The 16,583-nt window shown below is 45.4% G+C and carries 10 protein-coding genes; 5 read left to right on the top strand and 5 right to left on the bottom strand.

The window, feature by feature from the left end:
- Window positions 1–13: 13 nt before the first annotated feature.
- The 3 genes from FO447_RS10475 (at window position 14) to FO447_RS10465 (ending at window position 5,697) form a co-directional block, all read left to right on the top strand.
- Window positions 14–1,840 (top strand): RagB/SusD family nutrient uptake outer membrane protein, encoded by a 1,827-nt coding sequence (locus FO447_RS10475; protein ID WP_200756243.1) that lies wholly within the window; start codon window positions 14–16, stop codon window positions 1,838–1,840.
- A gap of 100 nt (window positions 1,841–1,940) precedes the next feature.
- Entirely contained in the window at window positions 1,941–4,622 is a 2,682-nt protein-coding gene (locus FO447_RS10470) for a glycoside hydrolase family 43 protein (protein ID WP_200756242.1), read from the top strand.
- Window positions 4,623–4,653: 31 nt separating this feature from the next.
- Window positions 4,654–5,697, top strand: a complete 1,044-nt coding sequence (locus tag FO447_RS10465) for a family 43 glycosylhydrolase (RefSeq protein ID WP_437182712.1) — start codon at window positions 4,654–4,656, stop codon at window positions 5,695–5,697.
- Window positions 5,698–6,278: 581 nt separating this feature from the next.
- Here the strand turns inward: FO447_RS10465 and FO447_RS10460 are convergent.
- The gene (locus tag FO447_RS10460) at window positions 6,279–7,169 is read right to left on the bottom strand and encodes an Abi family protein (RefSeq protein WP_234698984.1); all 891 of its coding nucleotides are present in this window, start codon (window positions 7,167–7,169) and stop codon (window positions 6,279–6,281) included.
- A gap of 438 nt (window positions 7,170–7,607) precedes the next feature.
- On the opposite strand from FO447_RS10460, the gene FO447_RS10455 reads away from it, so the two are divergent.
- Window positions 7,608–9,047 carry an AAA family ATPase gene (locus FO447_RS10455; RefSeq protein ID WP_200756241.1) on the top strand — a complete coding sequence of 480 codons (1,440 nt, stop codon included), beginning with the start codon at window positions 7,608–7,610 and terminating at the stop codon, window positions 9,045–9,047.
- A 421-nt stretch (window positions 9,048–9,468) separates the two neighbouring features.
- Here FO447_RS10455 and FO447_RS10450 read toward each other — a convergent pair whose 3' ends face one another.
- Window positions 9,469–11,034 carry an ATP-binding protein gene (locus FO447_RS10450; protein WP_118079168.1) on the bottom strand — a complete coding sequence of 522 codons (1,566 nt, stop codon included), beginning with the start codon at window positions 11,032–11,034 and terminating at the stop codon, window positions 9,469–9,471.
- A 267-nt stretch (window positions 11,035–11,301) separates the two neighbouring features.
- On the opposite strand from FO447_RS10450, the gene FO447_RS10445 reads away from it, so the two are divergent.
- Window positions 11,302–12,606 carry an NCS2 family permease gene (locus FO447_RS10445; protein ID WP_022121461.1) on the top strand — a complete coding sequence of 435 codons (1,305 nt, stop codon included), beginning with the start codon at window positions 11,302–11,304 and terminating at the stop codon, window positions 12,604–12,606.
- Window positions 12,607–12,749: 143 nt separating this feature from the next.
- On the opposite strand, the gene FO447_RS10440 is transcribed toward FO447_RS10445, so the two are convergent.
- The 3 genes from FO447_RS10440 to FO447_RS10430 form a co-directional block, all read right to left on the bottom strand.
- Window positions 12,750–15,191, bottom strand: coding sequence for an alpha-L-arabinofuranosidase C-terminal domain-containing protein (locus FO447_RS10440; RefSeq protein WP_200756240.1), 2,442 nt, complete (start codon window positions 15,189–15,191; stop codon window positions 12,750–12,752).
- Between the two features lie 202 nt (window positions 15,192–15,393).
- Window positions 15,394–15,966, bottom strand: a complete 573-nt coding sequence (locus FO447_RS10435) for a chromate transporter (RefSeq protein WP_200758554.1) — start codon at window positions 15,964–15,966, stop codon at window positions 15,394–15,396.
- A gap of 56 nt (window positions 15,967–16,022) precedes the next feature.
- Window positions 16,023–16,574 carry a chromate transporter gene (locus FO447_RS10430; protein WP_022121457.1) on the bottom strand — a complete coding sequence of 184 codons (552 nt, stop codon included), beginning with the start codon at window positions 16,572–16,574 and terminating at the stop codon, window positions 16,023–16,025.
- Window positions 16,575–16,583: the final 9 nt, after the last annotated feature.

Here is a 16,583-nt window from a genome sequence, read left to right as displayed (position 1 = left end):
ATCAAAAACGAATATGAAAAAGATATTAGTTAATATATCATTGGCGATGCTGGCTGTAGGAGGTATGACCTCCTGCAGCGACATCCTCGATAAGGAAGTCGACTTGACTTATACTGACGAGAACATCTACAGCAACTACGACCGTACCCGTGGTGTCTTGGCAAATGCCTATACCTATTTGCCTGATGCCTTTGCGGGATATACCGATGGTCAGTTCCGTGCTGCTTCTCGTGACTGTATGACCGATAATGCCATCTCTTACTGGAATGTGCATTACTATCACAGTGTGTTGAACGATTCATATGATGCCAAGAACCACTGGTTTGCTGAGAATTATTGGAGCAACGATCTGAAGGGCATCCGTGTCTGCAACGACTTCATTTCAAAGGCACGTGAGAGTGTCATCGGAAATGCAGAGAAGAGCGGTGACGACAACAAACTCTGCGACCGTTACAAGGCAGAGGCGCGTTTCATCCGTGCCATCCTTCATTTCGATATGATTGGCTATTTCGGTGCAGTGCCTATCGAGGATCATGTGTTGGATAATGCAGAGGCTGCTTCTATTGCCCGTACTCCAGCTCCTGAAGCATTGAAATGGGTAGCTGATGAATGCGATGCCATCATCCAGAGCGGTGCGCTCCCATTCCGTTACAGCAATGAAAATGAGAACTGGGGACGTATCAATGGTGCTGCTGTCTATGCATTGAAGTCAAGAGCATTGCTCTATCGTGCTTCTGCACTGAACAATCCTACAAATGATGTTACCTGGTGGCAGGAAGCTGCTGATGCAGCCCTCGCTTTCATCAATGCCAATAAGAGTTCTGCCAATCCTTATCGTCTGTACACTACAAGCGATAACAACCCTAACAAGAACTATTATGAGTGCTTCACCAGTACCCCTCACCTGAACCCTGAGTATATCCTCAGCCGCAGTGAGTGGAATACACGAGAAATTGAGATGTTCAACACTCCTTGTGGTTTCTCCGGTAATGTGAACTCTACCGGTCGCGTAAACCCTACACAGAATCTGGTTGATTCTTACGAGACCATCAATGGTCTTCCTATCGATCAGGATCCTTCTTACAACGACCAGGATCCATACAAGAACCGTGACCCACGTCTGGAGCAGACCATCTTCCACCAGGGAAGTATCTGGGGAGACAAGAGTCAGGACGAGGAGCGTGCCGTGGATGTATCTGTAGGTGGCAAAGACTACCAGGATCTTCATGGTGGTACCACTACCGGTTACTACTCTAAGAAGTTCGTTCACAATATGAGCTTCAAGAACCCTACCACATACGTTACCGCTTGCCCTATCTTCCGCTATGCGGAGATTCTGCTCAATGCTGCTGAGGCTTTGAACGAGGCAAAGGGTCCTGAGGCTGCCTACGACTATGTAAACCAGGTTCGTGCCCGTGTGGGTATGCCTGCTTACAAGGGTATGACCAAGGAACAGCTTCGTGAGCGTATCCGCAACGAGCGCCGCATCGAGTTGGCTTTCGAGGATCACCGTTTCTTCGATGAGCGCCGCTGGAAATTGTTTGATGGCAAGAGTGCTGCTACAGAGAAGAGTGAGCCACGCTACAAGCAGGTTTACAACATCTATAGCGTTGTTGTAACTCCTAATGAGAGCCAGGTATATACTTATCGCAACGATAATACCCATCCTACTCGTGCGTTCTCTATTCCTAAGAATTATTACTTCCCAGTGCCTGATGACACTTACAAGAAGAATCCTAACTTAGGACAGAATGCAGGTTGGGAACTCTCTGATGCTCCTAAGAAGGACGACACCACTGAAGGTGGCGAGACTACTGAGGGTGAAACAACCGGTAAGTAATCTTTGTCAATATACATTATATATTTTAGGTGAGGTCTATGGCGAAAACACCATAGACCTTCCTTGGTTTAAAAAAATCATATCTTAAACTTGAAATCGTATGAAGAAGTTATTACTTTCTATCATGAGTCTGATGGCGATGAACGGAGCTATGGCTCAGACGGCTGTCGGCGATAATGATCTGGCTAATGCATACGCTACCCAAACGATAACAGGGCGCATCGCGGTGCATGACCCTTCTATCGTGATGGATGTTACGGGCTCTACCACTACCCCTAAATATTATATCTACGGTTCGCATCTTGGCAGAGCCAAGACTTATGCTACGGGCAACTATCAGATATGGAACACCTTTAAGACGGGTGAGGAGAATGCCGGAACCAGCAACAGTCTTTTTGCTGACGTGAATGGTAAACTAGTGAACTTTAAGGACGCTTATTCTACCCAAATGGTGAAGAAGGTGAAGAACTATAAGGGCGAGGAAGTCGATTTTCCTAACTTCGATGCCCATGCCTGGCAGGCGAAAGGCAATAATGTGAAAGGCATGCAGTGGGCACCAGACGTCATCTACAACAAGACCATGAAGAAATGGTGTATGTATATGAGTCTGAATGGCGACAACTGGTGCTCTACCATCGTGTGCTTTATATCCGACGACCTCGAGGGACCTTGGATTTATCAGGGACCAGTGGTATGCTCAGGCTTTTCGGGAAGATATGCCCACAATGGTTTCGCAGCCTCAGGTGACTGGAAGAATACCGACTTGGCGATTGCTACAGGTTGCACATCCCTGCCTCAGCGATACAACACGGACGAATGGAATCCTTATGGTCCCAACTGTATCGACCCATGCGTGTTCTATGATGACGATGACAATCTCTGGATGAGCTATGGCTCATGGTTTGCAGGCATCTTCATGATTAAACTTGACAAGGAGAATGGTCTTCGTGACTATACTTATACCTACCCATACCAGGTGAAGGGAGTAACAACTACAGCGGGAGCGGCAAATGCAAATGCTACCAGCGACCCCTATTTCGGCAAGAAGATAGCTGGTGGCTGGGGTGTTTCCGGCGAGGCTAGCTATATCCAGAAGGTAGGTAAGTACTATTATCTCTTTATGAGCTATGGCGGCTTGACGGCTGCCGGTGGCTATCAGATTCGTGTTTTCCGTTCAGAGAAGCCTGACGGACCTTATAAGGACTGTCTTACTTCAACGGGCATTGATGCCATGTATGGCAAGTATATTCTCAACTTCGGTAGCGATGCCAAGCGCGACGAGGGTGTGAAACTCTTCGGCAACTACCAGTGGGAAACCATGCCTAATGCCGAACTGGCTCAGGGACATAACTCAGCCATTGTAGACCATAAGGGACGAGCACTCATCGTTTACCATACCCGCTTCATGAACAGAGATGAGGAGCATGAGGTTCGTGTACATCAGCTCTTCGTTAACCAGGACGGTTGGCTGGTTGCTGCTCCTTACGAGTTTAGCGGCGAAACTTATACTGATAATGATATTGCTACCCAGCAGCTCTATGATGCAACAAAGGTAGAGGGTGATTATCAGATAATAGCTCATCCTTACCGTCAGAATACGGCAGCAATGGATTATGAGAAGCCTGTTACCATACATCTCAATGCAGATGGTTCTATCTCAGGCGAGTATACCGGAAAATGGGAACTGGTGAGCGGTACAAGCTACATCAATCTTACCTTGAAGGGTGTTGCTACAGCCAATGCTGAGGTGAAGTTCAAGGGTGTGCTTACCAAGCAGACCATTGATTATACCAATATCAAGGCGCTCTGCTTTACAGCCCTCAGTTCTTCTGACGGTTTGGCTACATCGGGTGGTGCCAGTTTGCAGACTCGCGGCTTGAGTATCTGGGGAAGCAAGGCTGATGCCAAGGCGGCTATCAAATATACATTGGATAAGACCAGCGTTCCTTTCGCAGATGGTGCAACTTTGAATTCTATGCCAAACCTCCCAACAGAGGGGCATCTCGGTGCTACCATTTCATGGAAGTCAAGCAATCCTTCTATTCTGACCGATGAGGGCGTAGTAAAAGGCAAGGGTAAGGTCACCATGACCATGACTGTCAGCAAGGACGGTTATGAATATACTAAGGATTATACCCTGAACATCGATGCTGAGGCAGAGGAAACGACTCCGGTTTACTATCCTGTTTCTGCACAAAAGAATACAACGAATGCCTATGCTACTAACCTGAGCCAGGATTATACTGTGAAGGCTGGCAATAAGGCACAGTTTAAGTTCTATAACTATACTGTGGGTGCAGAATTTTACAAGAGTTGGGTATTGGGTGTTTCTAACGTAGCTCATGGCGCTGTTGGCTATAAGGAGTATGTTATGTTACGCAATGACAACTTTGAAAATATTGCCTGGAGCAACAAAGGATGTGTCAGCGATTACAACTGGGATACATTTGCGAAGGATATGAATGGTTCTTTGGTAGATATGACCGTGGAATATGCAGCTACAGGCGCATTCAAGATGACTGCTGTGATTACCACAACGGATAATAAGGTGTATCATTATTCATATACAAAGACTATTACAGATAAGCCGTCTGAGATTAACGTGTTCTTTACCGGTGAGAACTCTTACATCGACGGCTCAAGCCTTTCTACAGGCATCTCGAACCCTATCATCATTCAGAAGAAGAATGACGGCAAGTGGTTCAACCTCTCCGGTCAGCAGGTAGACAAGAGATACAAGGGTGTAGTGATTGTGAACGGAAAGAAATTTGTGAACAAGTAATTCTCTTATATATATAATAAGGTGTAATTATATGAAGATTTCTAAAATACTATTGGGAGCAGCAATGTTCATTGCTGCTCCTGTTGTAAAAGGTGGTTGCCAGATGATGGCACAGAATGCTCCGCAGGAACCGATTGTGGTAGATACTCCTTTTGTCCACGACCCCGTGATGGCGTATGAGAATGGCAAGTACTATCTCTACTGCACAGGTCATGGCATCACGCAGATGACTTCCACCGACCGCAAGCATTGGACCATCGTTCCTCAGGGCGTGCTCAAGAACAGCGAGATTCCGGCATGGACGCATGATAGTGTGCCGGGTTTTACCACGCATATCTGGGCACCGGATGTTATCCGATTCAAGAACAAGTGGTATCTGGCTTATTCCTGTTCTACCTTTGGCAAGAACACATCTGCCATCGGCTTGCTGAGCAATACTTCCTTATCTGATAAGGATGGATGGAAGGATGAGGGCTGCCTCGTCGCCTCCAAGGGTGATAGAGACAACTGGAATGCCATCGACCCGAATTTCATCGTTGATGAGAAGGGAACCCCTTGGCTTACCTGGGGCTCTTTCTGGGATGGTATCCAGATGATTAAGTTGGATAAGAAGACGATGCATGTCAAGAAGGGTGCCAAGCCTCAGACCATCGCCCGTCGTCATGCCGTGGGCGATACTTCTGTAGAGCCGAATCCTACTTCTAAGTTTGCCGGCACCAATGCCATCGAGGCTCCTTTCATCATGAAACATGGTGATTATTACTATCTCTTCGTGAGCTGGGATTACTGCTGCCGTGGCATCAAGAGCAACTATCGTGTTGCCGTGGGCAGAAGCAAGAAGGTGGCTGGTCCTTATTTGGATAAGGCAGGCAGAGACATGCGCAATGGCGGTGGTACGCTGATTCTGGAAGGCGATAAGAAGGAATATGAGGCGATGGGTCATTGTTCTGCCTACTCTTTCTCTGATGGCGATTTCTTCTTCTGTCATGGTTACAGTGTAGCCAAGAATGGTGCCAGCATCCTGGTTCAGAAGAAAATCAACTGGACGGAAGATGGGTGGCTGACGCTGGAATAACGTCGCGACGTATCTGTCGCTACGTCGTGACGCGTCGATTGCTACGTCGTGACGCCTCAGATGTTACGTCGTGACGTAATTTCGGGAACATCGGCAAGTGGAGACGCTTACGCTTTATTTTTAAAACACGGACAAATTGAATTTGTCCGGCTCATTTGTCTGGTAGCTTGTAAGTTGTTGAAAATAAGTAATTTATAAGACTGTGGATAATTTGTTCGGACAAATTCAATTTGTCCGTGTTGTTTTTTTAGCCCTTTTTTGCTTGAAAACCATGGGATATGGTGCCGAAACCTATGAGATGCTGGAAAGAAACCTATGAGTTATGATGAAAGAAACCATGAGTTGTGAGGGAGAAAACTATGACTTAGTTTTTTTAACATAAAGCTCTAAAGCAGCCTAGTACCAAGCTTGTACATAAGGAAGATGGCAACTATTTTGTGGCAACAGCTACGATTCATACACAAGGGAATAGCAGAGAGTCTGTATTACAAAAGTATATGTAAGCAGATGTAAGAATCATCATTAGCAACAAAACTTTATGGCAGCAGGTATTCGGATAAGTTAGTCCGAATACCAAACTGCTATCTCCACAATGGCTCATCTTGCCAATGCTTAGGAAATCCCATGGCATTCGTGTCGACTTCTGGATATTGTGACAATAAGTCCTTGAACTTAGCACATAATTCATTTCGTGGATCAATGGCATTGAGCCAATATAACAAGCAGCAAAGAACGGAATATAGTCGATTAGCAACTTCTGGCTTATTCATTATCCATGCTTGTTTTAATTTCATCGGAAGTTGGGGCATTACAGGCATCACACGATTCCATACACGCCCGTGATGGGCACAACAGTTGCGAAGCGCATTGATGGATTTCATCCAACTTTCGAGTATCTCTTGTTGAGGAACGTTATAGGAACGAGCTATTTTCTTTTTGGCAGCACCATTGGCGAAATTGAAATACAATTTTGTCAAGCAGCCAAACGATGTCAAATCTATTAGTTTCCAAGCTGGTGGAAAATCTTCCTTGCCATACTTTACATAATGCTCTTTAATAAAATCATCCTTGGAACGCTGCAGTTCTCTATCCAAAGAGGAAAGATTCTCTGCAAACTTATGCTTGTCAACAGCTAAATCGGGATTGATAAACCAAAAAGCTCCATAATTCAAAGAAAACTGGTTGATAACCTTTGCCCGCAAAGAAATCTCAATCTTTTGAATAGCGGAAAATAGTAGGGTTCTAAGTTTGACATCAAACTCATAAAGTCTCACAGCTTTCTCAAAGGTAGCATTTTCCTTATAGCCATGTTTATCCAATGCCTTGAAAGGACGCAAATATGCTGCAAATCTAAAGTAGCTGACATTCTCAAGGAAAGCAAATGCTTTTCTCTCATCCATAATCACTAATCCCTCATTTTGAAGATTGGCTAAAAGGGTTGCTGTACCAAGTGGTGGATTAATATATTCCATACGCATATAAACAAAAAGTTCCGCCCTGGTACGCTGTTCTATGGGAAGCGTGGCGGATTCTAGTGCTGCAAAGATACGCTTTTAATTTGAATTCTCCAAATGTTTTCAGAGAAATCTGTTTATAAGATAGAAAATTTAACGCAAAAAGTTCTAAATTAAGTTCGCTCGTTTCCAGATTGTTACCTACTATTATATAGGCAAACGCCCAGTTTCTTGATATTCAAGCAAAGGCCAAACTGGAACGGCTTAGGTTTGTAAACAAATCAAGTAGGCTCTAAATACTCTATGAGTAAGGAACTGAAGTGTTAAAATGGAGTTAAAATAGCGTTTATTCCGCTACGAACGGCAAAAAAATGGTTTCGTAGCGAAATAAACGCTATTTTCTTTCGCTATTTCCGAAATTAGTCGTATATTTGCAGCGAACCATTGGGTATGATTATGTGTGAAATAATAGGTAGAAAAAAGGAAATAGCAGAATTGAAGCGTTACTACGAAAGTGGTAGAGCTGAGTTTGTGGCTGTGTATGGTCGTCGCCGTGTCGGTAAAACATTCTTGATTGATGAGGTGTTTCATGATGATATGGTGTTTCATCATACAGGATTGTCGCCTTACGACCGTCGTCGGAAGGTAACCTTGAAAGACCAGTTGCAGAATTTCTATTTCTCGCTTCTTCGTCATGGTATGGAGGATATCGCGCAGCCTAAGTCGTGGATGGAGGCTTTCTTTTTGCTGGAACGTTTTTTGGAAACTTGCGATAATGGGTCCCGACAGGTGGTATTTATCGATGAGTTGCCCTGGATGGATACGGCTCGTTCCGGTTTTCTTACGGCATTAGAGGCTTTCTGGAATGGTTGGGGCAATATGCGCCACAATCTGTTGCTCGTAGTCTGTGGTTCTGCCACCTCCTGGATGCTTGATAATCTAATCAGTAATAAAGGTGGATTATACGGTCGTTTGACTGGCGAGATTAAACTGTCACCGTTTACTTTGAAAGAATGTGAGGAGTTTTATCAGAGCCGTGGCATCAAGATGTCCCGTTATAATATTACGCAGGCCTATATGATTATGGGCGGAATTCCTTTCTATATGAATTTCTTTAACCCTTCCTATAGTCTGGCTCAGAATATAGATGCCTTGTTCTTTGCCCGTCATGCGAAGTTGGGGGATGAGTTTGACAGGCTTTTCAATTCTGTGTTTGATAATGCCGAAGACTGTATGAAGATAGTTCGCTTTTTGGGTACCCGCCATGCTGGTTTCACCCGTAAGGAGATAGCAGAGCATACCGGTTTGAATCCGAATGGTGATTTTACCAAGATGCTGAAAGCCTTGTTGGGAAGTGATTTTGTGGTGAAATATACTCCTTTCGGTTTCAGTCAGCGAGAGGAGTATTATAAGCTTATTGATTCCTTTTGCTGGTTCTGGCTTCATTTTAAGGAGAAGAAGGCTGTAAATCAAACTGATTACTGGCAACAGCATTTGAAGGAAAGCGATGTTGCCTCATGGCGTGGTATTGCTTTCGAGGAGGTTTGTTTGCAGCATATTTCACAGATAAAATATGCTCTTCATATTGGTGCTGTGTCTTCGCTGGAATCTTCGCTCATAGTGAAGGGAAGCGAGGAGACTGATGGCATGCAGATAGACTTGCTGATCGACAGGGCTGATGATGCGGTGAATGTTTGCGAGATGAAATTCTATAAGGCTCCTTATGCCGTTACCAAGGGCTATGCTCAGGTGCTGAATAGCCGCTTACAGGCTTTGGAAGAAAAGAACCCTGCCAAGACATTCCTCCTTACGTATGTGGGAAATTCAGAACTGGTGAGTAATGAATACTCCGATATATTCAGGGCTTCAGTAACACTAGATGATTTGTTTATTTAATGAGTTTGTCTGGTTCTAAAACTATACTTTGTGGTAATGGCTGACGCTGGAATAGCCTCGATTTTTAAAACACGGACAAATTGAATTTGTCCGGCTCTTTTGTCCGGTAGCTTGTAAGTTCTTGAAAATAAGAATCTTGTGAGGCTGCGGGCAATTTGTCCGGACAAATTCAATTTGTCCGTTTGTTTTTTTTAGCCCTTTTTGGCTTGAAAACCTTGGGATATGATGCCGAAACCTATGAGATGCTGGGAAGAAACCTATGAGTTATGATGAAAGAAACTATGAGTTGTGGGGGAGAAAACTATGACTTATTTTTTTTAACAATTCAAGATGGTTTGAAACCCTTGGCTTATCCAAACGAAATAAGCATCAAAAAATCCGAAACAGATAACTTGGTAAGCTTCTGTTTCGGATTTTTTCTTTATTCTTCCTTAATCTTCCAATCGCTGATAGTGCGCTGGGTGCTGTCAAAACTGATACCGATTTTTATCAGTCGCTTGCCCTCTGTATGATATGGCAGCATATAGCCTTTTTCGTCTATTTGTGCCAAAGCCTCATCAGCACTCTTATCTACCTTCAGTTCGAAGACGTAGATTGTATCTGGCATGTGCATCACGGCATCAGCCCTGCCGATGGCACTCTTCACCTCTGTGCGGATATAGATGTTGAGGAAACTGAACATCAGATAGAAGATAGTCTGATAATGCTTCTCGCTGTGATTCTCCAAATCATATGGTATCGTAGCCATATAGGTGCGCATGTGCTCCAGTGCCGCCTCTATGTCATTTCTATAAACCGCCTTGCAGAATCCCAAGAGGAAGGCATTGTTGTCAGAACGGCGAGGGTTCACATAATGAGGAATCAATGAGTTGAGCAGTCCGTCGCGTACCTCCTTGTTTGGGATGCCCAGCGTATATTCCTGAAACATCGGTTCATATTTCTTGATGGTCAGATAGCCGCTCTGGTAAAGCAATGGCAAGGCTTCTGTCATTTCCTCTGTTGATTGGTCGAAGGAACTCAATACTGTCTCTTGACTCTCTAAAGTAGAAAGATTGACATGATACTTATCCAAGAGTTTCAAGAGGAAGGATGGAGTGCCGGAACCAAACCAGTAAGGAGCAATCTTGCCTGCATTCATTGCCTTTACAAGACTGAACGGATTGAAAATATCTTCTGATTTCTCGCTGAAATGATAACCGTCGTAGAATTGCGTCAGCTCTTTCAGGCACTCCTCATACGTCATGTTCAGTGCCTCGCCCATAGCCTCAATATCTGGTTTCATCTGCGTGGTAAGCTCGGTTTTGCTGATGCCGCAGATGGCTGAGTACTGGTCGAACAGACTGATATTGTCGAGGTTGTTGAGTTCGCTGAAGATGCTGAGCTGCGAGAACTTGGTGATGCCCGTGATGAAGGTGAACTCCAGGTAAGGATCGAGTTTTTTCAGAGGACTGTAGAAGTTCTGCATAATGCGGCGGAGCGGTTGCAGGTTTTCCTTTTCATGTACCACATCCAGCAATGGGGCATCGTATTCGTCGATGATGACAACAGCCTTTTCGCCCGTCTGCTCATAAGCACGCTTTACGATACCATCCAACCTTTCGTTAGGGTAAATTTCCCCTTCTCCTTTACCATAAAGTTTCTCGTAAGGCAAAAGCTGCAGATTCAGATAATTGTTCAAGCCATCTGCATCAAAATGTTTGGCACCGCTCATATCGAAGTGGAGCACAGGATGCTTCACCCATTCCTTCTCGTATTCAGCAATAGCCAATCCCTCGAACAGTTCCTTTCTTCCCTCGAAATAGGCCTGAAGGGTAGATGCAAAGAGCGATTTTCCGAATCGTCTTGGACGGCTCAGAAAGATATACTTCATACCTTTTTCTCTGAAATCCACGATGTATTTGGTCTTATCTACATAGAGATAACCTTTCTCGCGAATTTCTTCAAAAGTCTGAATTCCTACAGGATATTTATTTACTATTTTTGCCATAATCCTACATGCTTTACGTTTTGCGCTGCTAAGTTACAAAGAAAATCCGAATTAACCAAGCATAATGGTTAAAAATAAAATGCTTTGTAAAATAAGGCGTTCTGAATACCCCGAAACATATAAAATAAGGCACTCTGATGAGTTAAAAACATGTAAAATAATGCATTCCTCATTATTTTTTCTTATCTTTGTTCGCCCTGAAAAAACAACGGGATTGGGTTGTGGAAAGGGGGAAAGAGAAAATAGAGATAAATTTAAATATAAGAAATGAACAAATTAAAAGCATTATTGGGTTTCGACCCAAAGACTACTACGGTCAAGACGGAGTTGATAGCTGGTATGACTACCTTCCTGACCATGTGTTACATCCTGGCAGTAAACCCTACCATTCTCGCCACTACGGGTATGGACAAGGGAGCTCTCTTTACTGCCACAGCCATCGCTTCAGCCATCGCCACCTTCCTGCTGGCTTTCATGGCAAAGTTGCCTTTCGCCCAGGCTCCTAGTATGGGACTGAATGCCTTCTTCGCCTTCACCCTTTGTCAGGCTATGGGCTTGACCTGGCAGCAGGCTTTGGCGGTGTTGCTCGTAGAGGGTATCATCTTCCTAGCCATCACCTTCCTCAATATCCGTGACAAGATATTGGAGTGTATTCCGAAGAATCTCCGATTCGCCATTTCTGCCGGTATCGGTATGTTTATCGCTTTTATCGGTTTGAAGAATGCGGGCATCATTACTGCCAATGCGGATACTTTCGTGCAGCTCGGCAAGTTTACACCAGTCAGCATCCTGGGTCTCATCAGCATCCTGCTCTGCGGCTGTCTGATGGCGAGAAGAGTGAAGGGCTCCCTGTTCATCGCCATCATCATCTCTACATTGATCGGTATTCCGATGGGCGTAACCCAGTTCTCTGACAACTGGATGCCGGTATCTACCCCTCACAGCATAGCTCCTATCTTCTGCCAGTTTGATTTCACGGGCTTCTTTACCCCAAAGATGTTCATGGTGGTTTTCTCCCTGTTGCTTGTCAACATCTTCGATACCATCGGAACAGTTCTGGGATTGGTTTCCAAACTCGGTGTCAAGGAGAATGAGAAGGGCGAGATTCCGGGTGTGAAGGAGGCGATGATGAGTGATGCCATCGGTACTACAGCCGGTGCATTGCTGGGTAGCTCTACCATTACCACTTATGTGGAGAGTGCTTCGGGCGTTGCCGAGGGTGGTAAGTCGGGCTTGACATCTTTCTTTGTGGGTTTGATGTTTATCCTGAGCATCTTCCTGGCTCCAATCTTCCTCCTGATTCCGAGCGCAGCCACCAGTGGGGCCCTGGTAATGGTGGGTGTATTGATGATTGATTCGTTCAAGAAGATTGAGTTGGAGGATATCTCCGAGTCATTCCCTGCCTTTATCACGATGATTACGATGGTACTCTGCTACAGTATTGCCGATGGCATCTGCCTTGGTATTCTGAGCTATGTATTGATCAAGATGATGGTGGGCAAGTTCAAGGATCTGAATCCTACGCTGTATATCCTGAGCATCTTCCTGCTCTTCAATTATGTTTTCGGTTAATTAAACGACAGATAAAAAACGAGGCGGCAAACTGCATCACGCAGGTTGCCGCCTTCTCTTTTCTAACTAACTTTCTTATCAACTATTCAAAATGTTATTACCTATATATGGATCCCAGGGCATCCTGCCCTGGATGTAGTCTGTTATTTCAAACGGATGATATTCAGCGAGCTGGCTGGAATCTCTACCGTTGCACCGTTCTTCTCTGTAGTTACGTAGTTTTCTACAGGATAGATATTGGTAGGATTGTCGATGGTGTTCTCCTCCAGACCATTCTTGGCAGAAAGGCGGATGAGCTTGCCATTCTTGATTTCCTTGCCCTGAAGATTAATCTTCGCTGTGGTGTGCTCGGTGCTGGTGTTGGCAATCTTCAGGATTACCTCGCCCGTCTGCTCATCAAGTGTGGCTGTAGAGAAGATGCCAGGAAGGGTGTTTGCCTTCAACTTGGTAGAGAATACTTCCTTGCCATCCAACTTGGCGAAGATGCTGTCGCCTACTACTTTCAGTTCGATGTCATACCACTTGCCGGTCTCGATGCCGCCTGGGGTAGTAGCAATCTGACTCTTGGCACCATTCACGATAGACTCTACTCCGTGCTGGGTATTGTTCCAGCCACCAAGGTTCAACCAGCAGTAGTTGTTCTTATCCACGTAGTTAAAGATGATGAGGAAACCTTCGTTTCCGGCATCCTTCTTCGCGCGTACCTTATATATATAGCCGTTGCTGGTAATCTCGCCTGGGTTCAGACGGATGCAGCTTTCTTCGTTGCTGGTCTGCTTGATGAGGCTACCCTCAGTCTTCCACTGTCCACGGATATCGGTAGGCAACTCCTGCAAGGTCATCGGCAGCGCCTTTCCGTTCTCATCGCTGTATCCCTTGTCCTCGAAAGAAACCTGAGTGCCCCATGTTCCCATACCTACACGGCAGATAGCTGGCTTCACCTGAGTCTGCTCATATTTGTATGGATTCTCCTGGTTCACCTTCAGTACACGAGTACCGATGTTGTTTGCCATCACGTTCTGAACGTAGTAAGATGGAGTTCCGAATACCTTGTCTGATGTATACTGAATCATATCCGGTGCCCACATACGGTTGTTGAGGTTGGCGAAGATAGGAGCGTAGGATGCCATGGTCACGATGTCAGAGTTGTTCTCGATGCCCATCATATAGACAGCCTCACCGAGTGCTGCATCGAGCGAACCCATATTGCCGAAGCCCTGGGTTACGGCATATTCACCTACATAAATCTCGCTGCCCTTACGGTCGTAGTTATCATACTTGTTGAAGTTCTCGGCAAACCAGGCAGGATTTCTGTAGTAGTGCTCGTCGAGGAGTTCTACGCTTTCGTTGCTTTCCCACTTAGGATTGTCATCGCCCCAAGCCACCACGTTACCAATGAGGTGCATCTTAGGATATTTCGCCAATACAGCATCCTTGAACTTCTTGAAGCGCTCGTAGTAATGGTCGCTCTGAGCCGCAGGATCCGGCTGGTTGTTCTCATTACCAATTTCCAGATACTCGATATTGTATGGTTCCGGATGACCGTTCTTAGCTCGGAGCGCACCATATTTAGAGGTAACAGGACCGTTGGCATACTCCAGGGCATTCATGCACTCGTCAATCCAAGGCTGGATGCTGTCTACAGGAGTCATACCGCCGTGCCACAAACCTACGTTTACAACATAGAGAGGCTTGGCGTTCAGATCCTCGGCAAGCTGAAGATACTCGTCGAATCCCATACCATCGCTGGTACGGTAGCGCCAGTTTACGTTCTTATGGCCCGGACGTTCCTCGATAGGACCGATAGTCTTCTCCCAGTGGAATGCATTCTCTGGAGATTCCTGTCCCTCTACGTAGCAACCGCCAGGGAAACGGACGAACTTAGGATGGATGTTATAGAGAAGCTGAGCCAAATCAGGGCGCAAGCCATTCTCGCGATTCTTGAAAGTAGGAGGGAAGAGGCTTACTACATCGAGAACAATGGTACCCTTTCCGTCGGCTACGAGTTCAAACTGAGCCTTGGCGTCGTTTCCGTTGGCAGTCAACTCAGCCGTATATTTGGTCCACTTCTTGCCAACCTTGGCATTGAGTGCGGTTTCTGCGTAAACCTTATCGCCCTTGGCGTTGGTGAGGCGAGCCTTCAATCCGCCCTTGTAGCTACCTTTCGCCCAGAAGGAGAGTTTGTAGGTTCTGCCCTGCACGGCGTTGATTCCCCAGAAACCTTCGTTGATGAGAGAGGCTGTAGCAGCTGGCTTGGCAGCGATGGTAAGCTGGAGAGCCTTGCCCTGTGCATTGTTGAGCAAACCCTTATTGATGAGTTGTGCATTGATCTTTGCACCTTCCTGAGCGGCAGTTTTCCAGGTAGGAATATTCTTGTCATCGTCTTCGAAAGAACGGTTGCTGATGAGTTCGGCATAGAGACCGCCATCTGCAGCATGGTTGATATCCTCGAAGAAGATACCATAGAGGTTAGGAGATACCTTGATACCTGGGTTAGAGGCATCTACATTGATGGTAACCTGTGCGTTGGATGCCAAAGCAGAGGCCAACACTGCTGAAAGTAAAATCTGTCTTTTCTTATTCATTTCTTATTCTTAGGTTTGTTTGTTTACTTGTTGGTTGGCATGAAACCAAGCTAAGCCTGAATTCATGCCGCTATTAATACACAGTTGCAAAAGTACACAAAAAACACAAAGAAGAGGTGGACAAAAAGCGAATTATAGTGTAAAAGGTGGATTTTCTGATGAAAATCCACCTTTTGTTTATTGTTGGTAAATAAAATCGGTTTTAATATAGTAATACCAGTCCCGCAAAAGCCGAATAGAGAATCATGCGGATAGGATTGATCTTCATCACCTTCACGCCGATAAAGGTGGCAAAGAAGAGGGCGATGGAGATGTAGAAATGCCAGGGATTGGCTGGCGTAGAGAAGTTCTCTCCGTTCATCAGAAGCAAGGCTGCGGCTCCCACCAAGCCAACAATGGCTGGGCGAAGACCGATGAAGATGCTCTGGATGGCTGTGGTGTTCATATACTTGTACAGCATCTTGCTGATAAGAATCATCAAAACCAAGGATGGGAGAACCAAGGCAAAGGTCGCCATGGCACTTCCGAGTACTGCCATCATGCCACTCATGCCGGCATTATGGACAGCTGTATAGCCACAATAGGTAGCGGTGTTGATACCGATAGGTCCCGGTGTCATCTGAGAGATGGCAACCACATCGGTAAACTCTTGCATCGTCATCCAATGATACTGCGTAACAACCTGTCCCTGAATCAGGGATATCATGGAATAGCCACCTCCGAATCCGAAGATGCCTATCTGAATGAATACGATGAAAAGCTGAAAAAATATCATCATTATGTTTTAAGCGATTTACTTTTTTACCTTTTTACTTTTTTACCCTTTTACCTTTATTCCGTTGGCTGGATAAACTGTCCATAGATGTAGCCACCTACGGCAGCTGCGATAATCACCCAGATTGGGTTGACGCCCAAAAGCCAGATCAGAAGGGCGGATAGAATAGGAATCCAGCAGTTGACAAGCGAAATACCGGCACTCTTGGCAAGCGAGAATGTAGGTACGGCTATCAATGCCACGACGGCAGGACGGATGCCTGCAAACATGGCAGCAACAACCTTGTTGTCTTCAAACTGATGGAAAAACATGGCTATCGCCAAGATAATAAGAAATGATGGCAACGAAGCGCCGAGGGTGCAGACGATGGCTCCCGGTGTCTTTGCCAACTTATATCCGAGCAGGGAACTCATGTTGATGGCCAAGGCTCCCGGACAAACCTGGGTAGTAGCAATGGCATCCAAGAATTCCTCCTTCGTCATCCAATGATGCTTGTCGACGACTTCGGATTCTATAATAGGAATCATGGCATAGCCACCACCAAAGGTGACTATGCCAATCTTCAAAAATGTTTTGAATAATGTAAGATAACTTACGCTATTATTCATTTTTTACCT

This window comes from Segatella copri (assembly GCF_015074785.1).
GTDB lineage: Bacteria > Bacteroidota > Bacteroidia > Bacteroidales > Bacteroidaceae > Prevotella.
Note: the sequence above shows the minus strand (reverse complement) of the source record. Positions and strands in the feature narration are given on the sequence as shown.